General features: G+C 36.6%; 12 protein-coding genes. 10 read left to right on the top strand and 2 right to left on the bottom strand.

Going from position 1 to position 15,886, the window contains the following annotated elements; translation table 11 throughout:
- The first annotated feature begins 118 nt into the window (after positions 1 to 118).
- From FHK89_RS14930 to mutY, 3 genes are all read left to right on the top strand, one after another.
- On the top strand, positions 119 to 331 hold the full coding sequence (locus FHK89_RS14930; protein WP_329958676.1) for a PIN domain-containing protein: 213 nt from the start codon (positions 119 to 121) through the stop codon (positions 329 to 331).
- A gap of 303 nt (positions 332 to 634) precedes the next feature.
- On the top strand, positions 635 to 1,591 hold the full coding sequence (gene ylqF / locus FHK89_RS01020) for a ribosome biogenesis GTPase YlqF (RefSeq protein ID WP_230655823.1): 957 nt from the start codon (positions 635 to 637) through the stop codon (positions 1,589 to 1,591).
- A gap of 95 nt (positions 1,592 to 1,686) precedes the next feature.
- Positions 1,687 to 2,982 carry an A/G-specific adenine glycosylase gene (mutY, locus tag FHK89_RS01015; protein WP_268992895.1) on the top strand — a complete coding sequence of 432 codons (1,296 nt, stop codon included), beginning with the start codon at positions 1,687 to 1,689 and terminating at the stop codon, positions 2,980 to 2,982.
- Between the two features lie 61 nt (positions 2,983 to 3,043).
- Here the strand turns inward: mutY and copM are convergent, their stop codons facing one another.
- Positions 3,044 to 3,778 carry a CopM family metallochaperone gene (gene copM, locus FHK89_RS01010; RefSeq protein ID WP_230655822.1) on the bottom strand — a complete coding sequence of 245 codons (735 nt, stop codon included), beginning with the start codon at positions 3,776 to 3,778 and terminating at the stop codon, positions 3,044 to 3,046.
- A 171-nt stretch (positions 3,779 to 3,949) separates the two neighbouring features.
- Here copM and FHK89_RS01005 point away from each other — a divergent pair, with 171 nt between their 5' ends.
- From FHK89_RS01005 to FHK89_RS00985, 5 genes are all read left to right on the top strand, one after another.
- Positions 3,950 to 5,332 carry a lytic murein transglycosylase gene (locus FHK89_RS01005; protein ID WP_230655821.1) on the top strand — a complete coding sequence of 461 codons (1,383 nt, stop codon included), beginning with the start codon at positions 3,950 to 3,952 and terminating at the stop codon, positions 5,330 to 5,332.
- A gap of 183 nt (positions 5,333 to 5,515) precedes the next feature.
- Positions 5,516 to 5,932 (top strand): hypothetical protein, encoded by a 417-nt coding sequence (locus tag FHK89_RS01000; RefSeq protein ID WP_230655820.1) that lies wholly within the window; start codon positions 5,516 to 5,518, stop codon positions 5,930 to 5,932.
- A 19-nt stretch (positions 5,933 to 5,951) separates the two neighbouring features.
- Positions 5,952 to 8,210, top strand: coding sequence for a hypothetical protein (locus FHK89_RS00995; RefSeq protein WP_230655819.1), 2,259 nt, complete (start codon positions 5,952 to 5,954; stop codon positions 8,208 to 8,210).
- Between the two features lie 15 nt (positions 8,211 to 8,225).
- Complete coding sequence (locus FHK89_RS00990) at positions 8,226 to 8,948, top strand: OmpA/MotB family protein (RefSeq protein ID WP_230655817.1); 723 nt, start codon at positions 8,226 to 8,228, stop codon at positions 8,946 to 8,948.
- A gap of 10 nt (positions 8,949 to 8,958) precedes the next feature.
- The gene (locus tag FHK89_RS00985; protein WP_230655815.1) at positions 8,959 to 10,614 is read left to right on the top strand and encodes a hypothetical protein; all 1,656 of its coding nucleotides are present in this window, start codon (positions 8,959 to 8,961) and stop codon (positions 10,612 to 10,614) included.
- A 540-nt stretch (positions 10,615 to 11,154) separates the two neighbouring features.
- On the opposite strand, the gene FHK89_RS00980 is transcribed toward FHK89_RS00985, so the two are convergent.
- Positions 11,155 to 12,075, bottom strand: coding sequence for an acyl-CoA thioesterase (locus FHK89_RS00980; protein WP_442966538.1), 921 nt, complete (start codon positions 12,073 to 12,075; stop codon positions 11,155 to 11,157).
- A 749-nt stretch (positions 12,076 to 12,824) separates the two neighbouring features.
- Here FHK89_RS00980 and plsB point away from each other — a divergent pair.
- Both plsB and FHK89_RS00970 read left to right on the top strand, forming a co-directional pair.
- A complete protein-coding gene (gene plsB, locus FHK89_RS00975) occupies positions 12,825 to 15,554 on the top strand; it encodes a glycerol-3-phosphate 1-O-acyltransferase PlsB (RefSeq protein WP_442966537.1) in 2,730 nt (909 codons plus the stop codon).
- Between the two features lie 114 nt (positions 15,555 to 15,668).
- On the top strand, positions 15,669 to 15,869 hold the full coding sequence (locus FHK89_RS00970; RefSeq protein WP_230655813.1) for a hypothetical protein: 201 nt from the start codon (positions 15,669 to 15,671) through the stop codon (positions 15,867 to 15,869).
- The last annotated feature ends 17 nt before the right edge of the window (positions 15,870 to 15,886 follow it).

The following is a 15,886-nucleotide window of genomic DNA, read 5'->3' as shown; positions in this document are numbered from 1 at the left end:
TAAATCCTATTGAAAAGAAGTGGGGAAACGTGAAATCTTTACGTAAAGGTTGGTTAGAAAACGATTTATCTAAATTATTTTATGATATTTGTCCTTACTATAACTCTTTTGTTTTGAATTGACTATATGTGCCAACTCAATAACCACTATCTATTTTTTATTGACAAAGTTTTATGATAAATCTAGAGTAAACACTGCCATAGAATATCTTTTGGATTTATTTGACATCACCGCAGTAAACAAGTTTGTATTACAACAAGCCCAACAAACCAATGCCAAAGACTTTGAAGATGCGGTGATTTTTTGTTCAGCAACGGCTGTGGGAATATAGTCAATTCAAGATAATACTGTTACAAGGAAAACGAGCGAAGGTGTACAAGTAGTACTGCGAGCGAGTTTGACGACGTAACAGTTTTGTATTGAGCCGACTATAGACGTCATTATCATCCGAAATACTAAAGACTTCACAGCCTCTAGCACGCCTGTGTATAGTCCAGATGAAGCAGTAGTATGGTTACAACAATACTTAGGGTAAACTCTGGGCCCTATTTAATTTAACCAGTTTAACTAATTTTACTAATTAACTAGTTTTACTAATCTCACCTAGCCCCTTAATAGCAATAAAATGAGACAAATGATGAATCAAGCCAGTATCCAATGGTTTCCTGGGCATATGAACAAAGCCCGCAATGAGATTAAAGAAATCATGCCACAAATGGACGTGATTATCGAAGTGCTGGATGCTCGTATTCCTTATAGTAGCGATAACCCCATGATAACAACCTTACGTGGCGAAAAACCCGTCATCAAAATTTTAAATAAAGCTGACCTTGCTGACCCTGATATGAGCAAGCAGTGGCAAGTCTATCTTGAGCAAGAAGCAGGAGTAAAAACACTGACTTGTGATACTGACAAAGCAACACAAGTAAAGCAAATTATTGAGCTTTGCAAAAAACTTGTTCCCAATAAAGTTGGCACAGGACGACAAATTAAAGCCATTATTATGGGTATTCCTAATGTGGGAAAATCTACCTTAATTAACAACTTAGCAGGACGACGTATTGCCAAAACAGGTGATGAACCTGCCGTCACCAAGTCACAGCAACTTATCAAAATTGACGAAGACATCATGCTTTATGACACTCCCGGAATGCTGTGGCCAAAAATAGAAAATCCTAACTCTGGCTATCGACTTGCTGCTACAGGTGCAATCCGAGATACCGCCTTTAATTATGAAGATGTGGCAAGCTATACTGCCGAATATCTACTGCAAGCCTATCCTGAGCTATTACAAGCCCGCTATAAAATAGATGAGCTGCCTCAAAATGACTGGGTATTTTTGGAAATGGCAGGGAGAAATCGTGGCTGTATCCGCTCGGGCAATCAGGTCGATATGCAACGTATTTCTGAAATACTGATTAATGAGCTACGCAGTGGCACGATTGGACGTATTACGATGGAAACGCCAGAAATGCGTGAGCAAGAGGAAGTATTGGTCGCTGAGATACGGGCAAAAGCTGAAGCAAAAAAACAAGCCAAATTAGAAGAGAAAAAACAACGTAAATTGCGGGCAAGAAAGAATCGCAAATGACAAATAAATTGCAAAAATCGAATGTATCAAATAATGCTAAAATACCCTTTTATCAATAACCCAACTCTCAATATATAAAGCCACAAGGATTTTTCTTGCCAGCTATCATCTCCAAAACCGAATCCAAAACTGACTCTCCACAATCCAGTAATTCTCAAGCCAACTTTGCACAAACTCGCTTTTCTCAACCAGACAAAGCCTTAGATAGCTTTGCACCACGTATTTTGGCTTGGTTTGCTGATAATGGTCGCCACGACCTACCGTGGCAACAGCACAAAACCGACAATCCAAATCCGTATATCGTTTGGCTATCAGAAGTGATGCTGCAACAAACGCAAGTCACCACCGTTATCCCTTATTTTCAGCGATTTATCAGCTCATTTCCGACCGTACAGGATTTAGCTAGTGCCGATTGGGATATGGTTGCTGAGCATTGGGCAGGACTTGGCTACTATGCCAGAGCCAGAAACCTGCACAAAGGCGCAAAACAGTTGGTTGAGATTATCAATGAGACTGGCGAATTTCCGCAAACCGTTGTTGATTGGGAGGGTATATCAGGGGTAGGACGCTCAACCGCAGGAGCGATTGTAGCGATGGGGTTGCATGGCTATGGGGTGATTTGTGATGGCAATGTCAAACGCGTACTGACTCGTTGGGCAGGCATTAATGGTGACATTACCAAATCGGCAACCAATAAACAGTTATGGGCATTGGCTGAACGTCTTACTCCCAATCTGCAAAGTGGTGAATTTGCGCAAGCGATGATGGATATGGGGGCGACCTTATGTACCCGCACCAAACCTGCTTGTCTACTGTGTCCACTGCAAAATGATTGTATCGCCCATCAACAAGGCTGTGAGACTGCCTATCCTGTAAAAGCCAAAAAACAACCGAAACCAAGCAAATATAGCGATGTTTTATTATTAACCAATCCACAAGGGCAGGTGTTGTGGCTACAGCGTCCTGAGTCTGGAATTTGGGGTGGGCTATGGAGTTTACCTTTGCAGTTTGTGCAAAAAACACAAGGCAAAAAGGTGTTAGCCACTAGCAAAGAAGATAAGGCTTATGAAGCAGAGTTTACCCTTGCTGAGCAGATTATTAATGCCTATTTAGATAAGTATTTAGACAAACATTTAAATAAGAACTTAAATAAGAATATCAGCGATACAAATACCAATAAACAATCAGCCGATAAAGACTCTATCAAACATACGTTAACCCATTTCCATTGGTATTTAAGCCCAGTTTTATTGATATTGGATAACAGCCAAGCTGATGAGTTATGCAAGCAATTAACCAAAGCTGATATTCAGTTTATATGGTGTGATGATAGCCATGCCAAATCTTTGGGATTACCCAAAGCAATGCTAAAAGTATTAGCAACTTTATAACGACTCATAACTACCATCACACTGTTAGTATGTTATGAGTTTTAGCTTAGCTATTTAGCTATTATGAATGTTCGCTTATCCAGCTTTGCATTAGCTCAATCTCAGACTGCTGTGCGGCAATAATATCTTCTGCCAATTTTCGCATGGCATCATCTTTACCATATTTTAGCTCAACTTCTGCCATCGCCACTGCGCCCTCATGATGCGGTAGCATGCCTTTGGCAAATGCCATATCAGGGTCAGGCTCGCTAATACCTGTCATCATATCGCCATGCATTGCCTGCATACTTTCATGATAAGCCTGTTGCATCGCTTCGGTATTATCTTGTTTGTCTGTATCAGGATGATCACTTATCCAGTTTTGCATCTGCTTGATTTCAGCTTGTTGGGCTTTGATGATGTCTTCGGCAAGCTTACGCATGGTCGCATCTTTACCATATTTTAGCTGTACCTCTGCCATCGCCACTGCACCCTTATGATGCGGCAGCATACCTTTAGCAAATGCCACATCAGGGTCATTTGCCATCATGCCGGCCATCATATCATCATGCATTTGTGACATACTTTGCATATAGGCTTGCTCTACTTCATTATCTGTCGTAGCGTGCATATCATGATGATCATGTTCCTCTATTGTCGCTGTAGTAGCTTGGGATTGCATATCAGTAGTTGATTGCTGAGTGTCTGTTGTTACTGTATGGTTGGTTTCTTCTGTATTATTTGGTTGGCATGCAGCCAAAAATGCCATAGACAGGGATAAGCTTGTGAGCAATAGATGGTTTTTTTTAAATATCATGATAAACTTCCTAGAAACTGTTAATTAATAACATAATGAAAAACGAAACCGATGATCATATATAAACCACAGAATAGGTGGTGTTATTTTACGGATTTTAAAGGTTTTATTACATCCAATTTATGGGTATTTAGAATCAAACATTAATGATATAGAGATAGAGAAGCCCTTATGCTAACCAAACACACGCCCATTTATTCATTTAGCCTTTTATTGTTGCTTTCAGGTTGTGCCAGTCAACCATCACCACAACAGCACCCTGTACCAAATGTGGTCGTCACTCAGCCACCCAGACCTGTCGTACCACAAAAACCCACTGTGGCACAGGCTACCGTTATTCAACAAACCACCACCATTACGCCAACACCACAACCCAAGCCTCAACCTCAACCTCAACCTCAACCTCAACCTCAACCTCAACCTCAACCTCAACCTCAAAAAAGCTATCACAGCTTTGATGATTGGAAAGCAGATTTTACTAGACGCGCCATCGCTACAGGCTATGACAGCTATGCAGTACAACAGCTTATGAGCTCTGCACAGATGAACCATCAAGTATTATCACTAGACTCAGGACAGCCTGAATTCTCCAAAATGCCGTGGGAATATGCCGACTCAGCAGTAAATGATAGCAGAGTCAATAGTGGACGACGTAATTTTGCCAATCAACAAGCCTTATTATCACGTTTAGAGTCACAATATGGGGTTAATGCGGAGATTATTGCTGGTATTTGGGGCATGGAATCTGCCTACGGTGCTGTGACTGGTAAAACTGATTTACCCAGTGCGCTAAGCAGCCTAGCCTATGATGGCAGACGCCAAAATTTTGCTGAATCACAACTATTAGCCATGTTAGACCTTATCCAACGTGGTGATGTCTATACTTCGCAGCTAAAAGGCTCATGGGCAGGTGGTATGGGACAAACACAGTTTATCCCAGCAACATGGCTGGCTCAAGGCGTTGATGGTGATGGCGATGGTCATCGTAGCCCTTGGTCTACTGCCGATGCGCTGGCATCAACTGCCAACTACCTTAGCAATTCAGGCTGGGTACGTGGTTTAGCACCTTTTTACGAAGTACAGTTACCCAGTAACTTTGACTATAGTTTGGTGGGGACTAAGCAAGCATTTAATCAGTGGCGAGCACTTGGCATCACTGCGATAAATGGTAATTATATCGATGCCTATACGCCACTTGAGCTATGGTTACCAGCAGGACAAGATGGTCCTGCCCTACTGCTGAGCAAAAACTTTGACGTTATTAAGGTCTATAACAACTCATCAAACTATGCTCTGGGGGTCAGCTTACTTGGTAAAGCCATTGCAGGGCAAGGTGGTCTACAAAAAGCATGGCCTCGTTATGAGCGACCATTATCAACATATCAAGTTCAGACATTGCAACAACGCTTAACCGATGCTGGGTATGATACCAATGGTGTTGATGGTGTCATTGGAATAAATACTCGCAAAGCTTTTGCCCGTTGGCAAGCCAATAATGGTCAAACCCCTGATGGATTTATCACTCAGCGCAGTGCTTCAGCGTTAATTTGGTAGATTTAACTAATAATATACAGTCATACTAAGTTTCATTGAAAAAGACTATCTAATACAAGTTTAGATAGTCTTTTTTTATTAGATAAAATATACTTATCCTAAATAAGAATATCTAACTTGGTAGACCCATTATTTTTTTCTCTTCAATAAAATTAAATTCTTAACTTTCAATAGGGATTAAACATGAATATAAATTTATCTACCAAAATAAATAACAACTTCACCATCAATTATTGGATAAAACAAGCAGCAAACTTTAATAACCAATGGAAAGATACAGAAAATAAATATCAAGTTCTACAACAAAAAGAAAATATTAGTTCACTTGAACAATGCAAATTAGAGTTTTATCAACAGCAAATAAGATTACTAACCCAACAAAAAGATAACTGCCAAATTATGGCATTACGGTTAGCTTATCACCAAACAACAATACTTACAGAATCTCCCATTATTATTGAACTAGACCCAAATGAAACAGGTGAAATCTATAGTCTAGAAAGTAAAGATTTAGAGGGTAAATATCGTTGCCACATTCCCAAACAGAAATTAATTCAGTATTTTACTGATGAAGAGTTACAATTTTTTCAAATTATTTAACTAACTTAGGATAATTTATATGAATCTTATGAGCTGGTTTTTCTCATTTTTCCTGCCTGATTTTTGGCAAAATATATCACAACAAGCACAAGAACACTTACCTTTTATATATAAAACAATGTCAATATTCTTTGATATTTTTTCTATCACCTTTATTGCTTTTATTATTTGTTATTTGCTATCTGCTCGTCCTGCTTTTGCATACTTTGATAAAATTTTTTCAGGTATTGTTAAACCTGCACCTAGTATTATGACTGCAATTGGTCTATTCGGCACATTCTATGGGCTAACCGTTGCTTTAAAAGAATTTAATCTTAATGACCCCTCGCAAATTAGCAATTTTATCAGCGAATTACAACCTGTATTTATATATTCTATCTTAGGTATTGGTAGTGCCGTATTTTTTATGATGGCAAATTTTCTAATTAATATTGCAAATAATATAAGAGCCAAAGCCTATCAAGAGATTAGAGTTGAAGAATGGGAGGAACAGCAAGAGAACAATCGTAAAAGTCAAAATGAAGTCATAAACGCTCTAAATAATATTAAAGATATTTCAAAAAATAATCTAGATAAAAGCAATAATCAATCTAAATCTCTCAATGAATCACTTAATAGCATAGTAAAAATACTAAAATATCAAACTAAGCAACAACAAGACCTATTTGCTAATATGAATACGGCCATCTCTGAAATGAGTATTGCCATTAAACAAATAGAGACTGGTAATGATATAGATAGACTCAGTGATATCCTATCTCAAAAAGTAGGCATTGCTGTTAAAGATGCATTAGCACAACCACTTGAGGACATTCGCCAAAGCCTTGAAAAAAATAATAGTGAAGTAATTAAGGGCTTATTAGAGGACTTAAAATCAGAAGTATTAGAACCTATTAAAGCGGAAATAAAAACAACCAACAGCTCAGTATTAGCTGTTACTAAAGCCGTTAATAATAGCCATGAAACTAATAACAAACTAATTGAAGCTGTGAATAAGACCACTGATACCATGAATAAAGTAACAGACCAAACCCAATCCTTAGTTACTGAGATGGGAAAAACTGTTGATAGTATGAAAACTCTACAAACTGAGCAAAAAAATATGCTATCAGAGTTTAATGATAAATTAGCCATCAGTTTAAGCGGTATTGAACCTGCCATTAAACGTGGTATGAGTAATGCAGAAAGCTCATTGACCACAGCCATAAGAGAAACCATGAAAGAGATGAATGGTGAACTACAACAAACTAGAGACGATATAAAGGGTATTATTGAGGGTATGAAAGATACCGTTGATAAAATTACTGCTAATACAGAACAGTTAGTCATTGATATGAGAGGTATTCAAGATAAACAAAGTAATATCTTGGATAAATTCAATGCAGATTTATCAGACAACTTAGCTAAAATTGAACCCGCTATTACTAACAGTATGAGAGCGGCACAGACTGCATTAACAGATGCAATCAGTTTAGCCATGATTGAAATGAATAAAACATTAAATGATACTCAAACAAAAATGAGTGAAATTATTGGAAAAATGTCAGAAAATGTATTAACAGATTTAAAAGGAATCTTATCTGAGTTTAATAAAAATATGGATACTCATTTAAATCGTATGAATACAGAACTAGAGGAAACAGGTACTAGAGCTGCTGACTTAATGAGCCAAACTTCAGATGAATTAAAAAATTCATTAGGAAATATTCACGAAACAATTGAAAATTCATCAACTATCTTACAAGAGCAGCTCACTGCATTTAAAGAGACCTATAAAGAAAGCTTAACTGAATTTTTTGAGCAACAAAATAAAGAGCTAGAAAAAACCTTGGGTGAACAAAACAGAGCATTACAACAAACTGCAAACGAACTTAACCAGCAGTTTATTAATATGACTGATGAACAGAAAAAGCTACATAGCACCCAACAATCCATCAACCAAGATTTACAAAATATTCAACATGATACCACACAAACTTATAAGCCTTTACTTAACGAGATGACCACCATTGCTACTACCTTAAATGAAGGAAAGTCTGGTTATATTAAAGATATTCAAACAACCAACAATGAAATGGAAAAAATCAATAAAGCTTTACAAACATTAGGTGTTGATATCATTTCAGAATTTGATAAATCTTTCTCACATTTAAATGAAAGTTATATCAACCAAATAAATTTATTAAATGATAACATTAATACTAAAATACAAGAGCTAGCAACTGCACTATCTGTCTTAGCCAATAGCCTTCAAAACTCTAATCATAATGATGACTAAACAAGGAATATATAGATGTTATTTTATAATGAAGAGTCACCACAAGATTATGAAGAAGATGCCACTACTTGGATTGCTTTATCTGATTTAATGACAGGACTCATGGCAATATTTTTGACCATCAGTATTGCCATTTTAGTCAATCAAGATAAAGAACAAGTTGCTATTATCCATGATGTACAAGAAGTTTTAAAAGCAAAAGATGTTAATGCAACCATTGATCCAAAAACAGGAGATATTAATATTCCAACTGATTTTGCATTTGAATTCGGTCAAGATACTTTAACAGAACAAGGTAGAGATTTTTTAGATAATTTTATTCCTATCTATGCTGATGCTATTTTTAAAGAGTTAGATCCTAACCAACAAGACTTAATTACTCGTTTAATTGTAGAAGGACATACAGATAGAGTAGGTAGTTATGCTTATAATATGGATTTAAGTACACGTCGTGCTAATGCAGTATTAATTTATATTGATAATATGCAGTTTGATAATAAAGAAAAATTTTTACAAAAACTCACTGCGGTTGGACGAGGTGAAAATGATACTGTAGGACAAGATGAAGTGGAAAATCCTAAAGATAGAAAGATTGTTTTTAAGTTTAACTTTAGACAAACCAACTTTTTAGCAGAAAATGCTAATACAGGAAATGATGATATTGACAAGTCAGCAAGAATAATTGATAAAAGAGCAAAACAAGCTCAAAATGAAGCGAATGGTCTAGATACACCGTAAGGAATAAATAATGTCTATATTTAAAATAAATTTTGACCATATTACAACTAGTAATTTAAAAGAAGTAAAACCGCTGCCTTCTTTATTTGAAGTTACACCATGGAAACATATGGATTTAAGTAAGTTAGGATTTAATATTGATGATATTGATTTAAAAAAACAAGCAAATAATAGCTTTAATAAATTAACTAAGGGTTATATTGAGGACTTTAATATTCTTGATGTAATATCATTAATCATTTTTCCAGATATACAATGGTTAGATAATAATATTGCCAAAAAAGTGGCTGAAAATTGGTGGGTATCTGCATTTTATAGCAAAACACAAGGAGATACAGGAGTATTGAATATGAGCCTGCTCTTTGTTTTACATGACGTTATGCAAGATAGCCTAAAAAACCAGCAGTCAGCTAATAGTCAAAGCATGTTTAGTAACTTACAAAATGAACTTAAAAAATATGCTCTACAACAAATTTGGCATGACGAAATACATCAAAAGTTAGTCATTGCTTTGTTAGAAAAAAATGCCAACAAGTTAGCTAACTTAGCTTTTGAGTATAAAATAACAGTAGATAAATTATTATCTCGTTATAATCTACCAAGCACTAAGCCATTACGAGAAAATAGCCGTGAGATATGGATTGGTAAATATTTTAAGTTATCTACTAACTCCAAGACCTCGCTCAAAGATTATCGACAACCTATATTAAATTTTTTAAGTCGTAAGAAAGACTTAAACTTTGCTGTTGAGCAAGCAAAAATGATTTTTGACCATCCTTTTTTTGGGGGTAAGTCCAACTCAAACTTATCAAAACTTGAAAAGAAAATTGAACCTTTTGACACCATATTTGAATGGCTAAAGAAAAAAAACTTAGAACCAAGGTTTCTTGAGTTATTAGGTGATGAATATCGAATAGTATTACGTTGCTGGTTAGGTTCTGGAAATTACTATCAACTAAAAAATGTGATAGAATTGCTTGCTGATTATGAAGCTGATAAAAAGTATCATGAGATTTTAGATAAAGAGTTAGATTTTAATAAAGCAGAAAAACGAAAATCTAGATTATATAATCGTACTTTAAATAGATTTTATTTTTGGCAAAATTATCAAAATCAATTTATTGATAACTGGTTGTTACTAACAGAGGAACATTGGTCAGAAGTTTCTGATATTAATAATTTAACTAATGTGAGGAAGTTGAGTGGAGGTAAGTTTCCTATAGCTTTATTAAAGTTTGATGGCTACTATGTTATTGAAAATTTTATTGCAAGTAAATTTGAAGCAGATTTTATTTTAACTGATAATGTTAAATATCTTGATGAGCTTATCCAATACTCTAAAATAACGGGTTATATTAATTGGATAGATTTATATAAAATAATTCCTTGCTTAATTCATGACCATGCAAATCTATGGGCAAGTGATGCAGCTTTATGTTTAGATGAGTTTGGTATTCACCCTGCAAACCCTAAAAAATTAATATTTGATAGATTTGGCTCTACCGAAAACTATAAAGCAGTAAATCATTCAAAAGATAGAATAGAAGAAGTAGATGAATGGTTTAATCATCGTTGGAGAGGTGCAAAAGTACGTTATGAAAATATATTTCATGATACTGATTTACATCAAGTGGTAAAATCATATAATAAATATATATCTGATTAATCAAGGTTTGCCGGCTTAATATCCAGTTACACAGTTTTTAATCACTGTCTTTACCAAATGCTCATCAAAACAAGCTTTGACTGCTACATTCTTAATAATATACTTCTACATAATATCACCATATTACTGATACCTCGCTCTCAACTACAACCCGTCGTCCTAATCTCCTTCTTAAAAAAGAAGGAGGAACTGATTTTAATTCGTTTCCTGACTTCACAGGTATATAGTCAATTCAAAATAATATTGTTACAAGGAAAACGAGCGAAGGTGTACAAGTAGTACTGCGAGCAAATTTGACTTTGTGCCAGTTTTGTATTGAGCCAACTACAGTTTGAAAAAAGTCATATATTAATTTATTTAACTAATTAATTTTAAGTTAAGTGAATAATAAACGATTTTACTTAATATTAAGCCAAAAATTCAAAACATATGCGTGGAGACAGATATTAAAAGACAGCAGTAGCAAAGTAAGAAGATAAAATATGAATTTATCGCGAATAACGCCGTCTATATTATCAGTTATGGTCATCTCTCCGCATATCAGCGCAAACGCATCAATCCTTCTTGCTGTACAGTTGCAACCAGCTTACCATCTTGCCAAAATTGTCCATGATTTAGACCTTTGGAGTTAGCAGAGGTATCACTCCACATATCATAAAGCAGCCAATGATTGAGATCAAAAGCACGATGAAAATGCATCGAGTGGTCGATACTAGCAGCTTGCAAACCTTTGGTCATAAAGCTAATCCCATGTGGCATCAAACCCGTACCAATCAAATAAAAGTCCGATGAAAAAGCCAATAAAGCTTGCTGTACAGCGACCGACTGTGTACCCAACGCTTTAATACACAGCCAGTTGGCTTGTTTTGGTGGTATTTGTTTAGGATTGATTGGATCACGAGGCTTAACTGGCTTAATCTCAATATGCCGCTGCCGCATAAAGCGAGCCTTTAGCGCATCAGGCACATTACCAACAAACTGCTCTTTAAGCTGTTGCTCTGCTAATAGATCTTCTGGTGGTGGATAAGCAGGCATGTCTTCTTGATAATCAAGACCGCCTTCCATCGGTGAAAAAGATGCCATCATACAAAATATACGCTGCTCGATGCGCTCACCCTCAAGCCCCTCTTTATATTGTACCGCTGTGATTTCACGTGCAGATAAACTACGACCATCTCGCAATCTACGTACTCGATAAATCACTGGTTGATTGATATTACCGCCACGTAAAAAATAACTATGAAAAGAGTGACAAGGCTTTGGAGTATCCAATGTGTGTGATGCTGCCATCAATGCTTGTGCCAATACCTGTCCACCAAAAATGCGTTTACCAACGTAGTCATAACTTTGTCCCTCAAAGACATCTGCTGCTATTTGCTTGAGTTGCAATGTTTCTAACAACTGTTTGACCAATAATTGGTAATCGACTGGCATAGGATTAGCAAAAGACTTATCTGACATAAAACATCACTCTCTTGTTTTTAAATAAATATCAGCCCACAACAGCAGACTGTAACAATAGGCAAGAATCGGACTGCTGACTAAAACCACTCACTGGTACTCAATATGAATAGGACAACAGACGCTTTAACTATAATCAAAATAGCTAACACTGAATAAAAATGCAACTGTAATATAAATAAGTATCTTCAGAACCATCAGTAATAATTATTAGGGTGTGATGTCTTATATATAACGATATAACATAGCAATAATAAACATCTAGCGCATAAAAAACTTAAAAATTTATGTCCTTAAAAGTTCACTATAATGAAGCCTACACCCTATTTTACACTTTTTTTAATTTTGTTTAACTTTTTTTAATTACTAATATTCCTATTACTAATATGTAGTTAATAATGATACTTATTACAGTACATCTAACTGTTTAGACATTATCATATTGATACTCAAACTTATAAACAAACGATGATTAGATAGCAGTTACACAATTTTATAGATTGTCGGTGACTGATAATCGTTGCTTTTTATTTATAAGGTGGGTTAGCTGTACATAGTTCCAAAGGCTCAATATAATTCCCAGTCACTTTATAAGGCTAATATTGTATTTTTACGTAAGTCCTATTATAAATAATTCACACTCTTTTTATCACATATTTGGCTATGAAACTAAAACCACAAGCGTATCACTTTAAGCAAAATTATGGCATCATAAGCACATCTTTTGCAACGAAGTTTGATATCGACTCATGCTGACCAACTTTTTAAAAACTAAGTTAAAAAACACATTAAAAAAACAGTCGCTACCCAAGCAAACACACCCTCAAGCAGCGACACCAAAAACAACACAAAAACCACCTGCGCCAGTAACAATGGGAGGTAACCCTGTGCATCAGATGTATCGTAAGCTATCTGGTCAGGTATTGAGTGTGGCAGTAAAACCCAAAGTATTTGGTGATCTACCAGAAGCAAACGAAAATGAGCAGACACTGACTTTTTATGTATTACAAGAGTATTCACGCTCCAATAGTATATTGATCGATTTACAAACTCATGAATACAATCTGCCACCTGCTTTGGTTGGTGTAAAAGATAGTGTGCATCACATTGATGAAAATGCCGCCATCATATTTTTGCACCACCCCAATGCAAAAGACTCACAGATCTCACCAAGGCTCATTCGACTGATCCACGCCTGCCGTCAGTATCCTGAGCTGAAAATTGATCTAATTCCTGTCACCATACTATGGGGACGTGCACCCGAAAAAGAAGACTCTTTATTCAAACTGTTAATGGCAGATAACTGGGAAGACCCTAGCATCACCAAACAGCTATTTAATATCGGTGTGATGGGACGAGATACTTTTGTACAATTTCACACAGCGCAGCCATTGCAACAGTTAATCAAAGACTGTCAAATACCCACGTCTGATCTAAATAGTAAGCACAGTTTTAGCTCAAAAGAATCTGCCTCAACCGCATTGATTAATGAGCACGATGCCAACCTTGAGACAACCCGCTTAGTACAACAAAGTCTCAAACACTATCTCGATAAACAGCGGGCAACCATGCTAGGTCCAGATCAATCAGATCGACGTAATCTGGTCGATAAGCTGATTTATTCACCTGCCATTAAACATGCGTGTGAGCAAGAAGCTGAGCGTGAAAATATCCCTCTACGAGACGCACGTCGTATCGCACGTGGTTATGCCAATGAAATTGTCAACGATTACTCCTACCCCATCATACGTTTTTTTGATCGCTTTTTAACCTGGCTATGGACACAGCTTTATGATGGGGTTGAAGTGCATCACTTTGATCGAGTACGTGAGCTGGCAACTGATTATGAATTAGTTTATGTTCCCTGTCATCGTAGCCATGTTGATTATCTACTGCTGTCTTATGTAATTTATAAACGAGGATTAAGCATACCTTATGTGGCAGCAGGCAATAACCTTGATGTGCCTGTTCTTGGCCCCATACTGCGTGGTGCGGTGGCATTTTATATCCGCCGTAGCTTTAAAGGTAATGCTCTATATACAGCAGTATTGCGAGAGTATCTGCATACGCTTATTACTCGAAATACACCATTAGAATACTTTATCGAAGGTGGTCGTTCTCGCTCAGGTCGTCTTCTACCTCCCAAAATGGGTATGCTGGCAATGACAGTACACAGTCAACTACGCCATAGCACCAAACCTGTGGTCTTTATTCCCACCTATATTGGCTATGAGCGTATCATGGAAGGCGGTACTTATATTGGTGAGCTAAAAGGTAAGCCAAAAGAATCCGAATCAATACTAGGTCTACTTAAAGTCAGCCGTAAAATTGAACGCATCTTTGGGCATGTGCATTTAAGTTTTGGTGCGCCACTGCATCTGAGTGACTTTATGAAAAAGTTTGATGTTGAACCAGAAAGCCTACCCAGCGATCGAACGGATACCCCACTGGACAATAATGCGACAGCAATGATTGACAATATCGGTATCAAAGTCATGCAGCATATTAACAAAGCCGCTGTGGTCAATCCTGTTTCTTTATTATCCTTAGTGCTACTATCTGCCCCTAAAGCAGCTTTAGATGAAGACATCTGCCGTGAGCAAATCGCTCTCTATCAACGGCTTGCCAAAGAATTACCCTATGATAGCGATACCACTGTGACAGATATGTCACCACAAGCGATCATTAATTATGGCATCAAGCTAAAACTGATCGAGCGTACACCGCATATCCTCGGTGATATCATTCAAATTACGGATAAACAAGCACCACTACTCAGCTATTTCCGCAATAATATTCTACATGTATTTATCCTACTATCTTTCTTAGCGGCATTGGTCGCTCGCAATAATCGCATTGAGCGCAAACGCCTAGATACCATTGTTATACAGTTGTATCCATTTTTACAAAGTGAGTTATTTTTATACTATCCTGCCCGTAACCTAACAGAAATTGTTCATCAAAAAATTGATAATCTAATTGAGCATGGACTAATTATTGATCTTGGGAATGACATGCTTGGTGTTCCTGAAATTAATAGTAAATCTTATCAACAACTTGCTGTATTAGCTGCACCAATTGAGCAAAGCCTTGAACGTTACTTTATGACCCTTGCACTATTAGCACAACAAGGCTCAGGTAACCTAACTGCACAACAAGTGGTTGATTTAGGACATCTATTAGGGCAACGTCTGTCTGTACTCTATGCTGATGGTATTCCAGACTTTTTTGATCCCGCCCTATTTACTAGCTTTGTTAATGCACTAATCCGTCTGGATTATCTACAAAAAGAAGAAGAGACTGCTCTACTAAGATTTGATCATCGTATTCAAGACATTGCCCGTCATGCTCGCTATGTACTTAGCCCTAGTATGATGCAAATCTTGGAACAGGTCGCAAGTTTAACAGATGATGAAATTGAACATGCCCTCACTGAGATTAACAACAAAAAACAACGTAAATTTGGCTTAAAACGCTAAGCTAAATTTACGTTGGTATATGGTCGATTTAAGATAGTGGCAGAGATGAAGTAACCACACTATCTTAATTTGACCAGATAAAAGTTTTAGATTAAAAGAAAGTAAGGAATGACTATGTGCAATGCTTGTGGCATGAACCACTTTGACGATGATGACATTGATTATGATGACGAAGAGTTGCTAGCAAGTTTGGGTATAGATGACTCAAATGGCTCATCTAATCTATCTTTATCTGTGTCCAATCAACAAACTTCTGCCTCTACTTTTGTTGCCGTCAATAAAAAACAAAATCAGGCTAAAGGTGTGCTATTGTAAATTACCCTTTTACTTAT

Origin of the sequence: Psychrobacter sp. I-STPA10 (genome assembly GCF_021012795.1) — a bacterium.
Classification (GTDB): domain Bacteria; phylum Pseudomonadota; class Gammaproteobacteria; order Pseudomonadales; family Moraxellaceae; genus Psychrobacter.
Note: the sequence above shows the minus strand (reverse complement) of the source record. Positions and strands in the feature narration are given on the sequence as shown.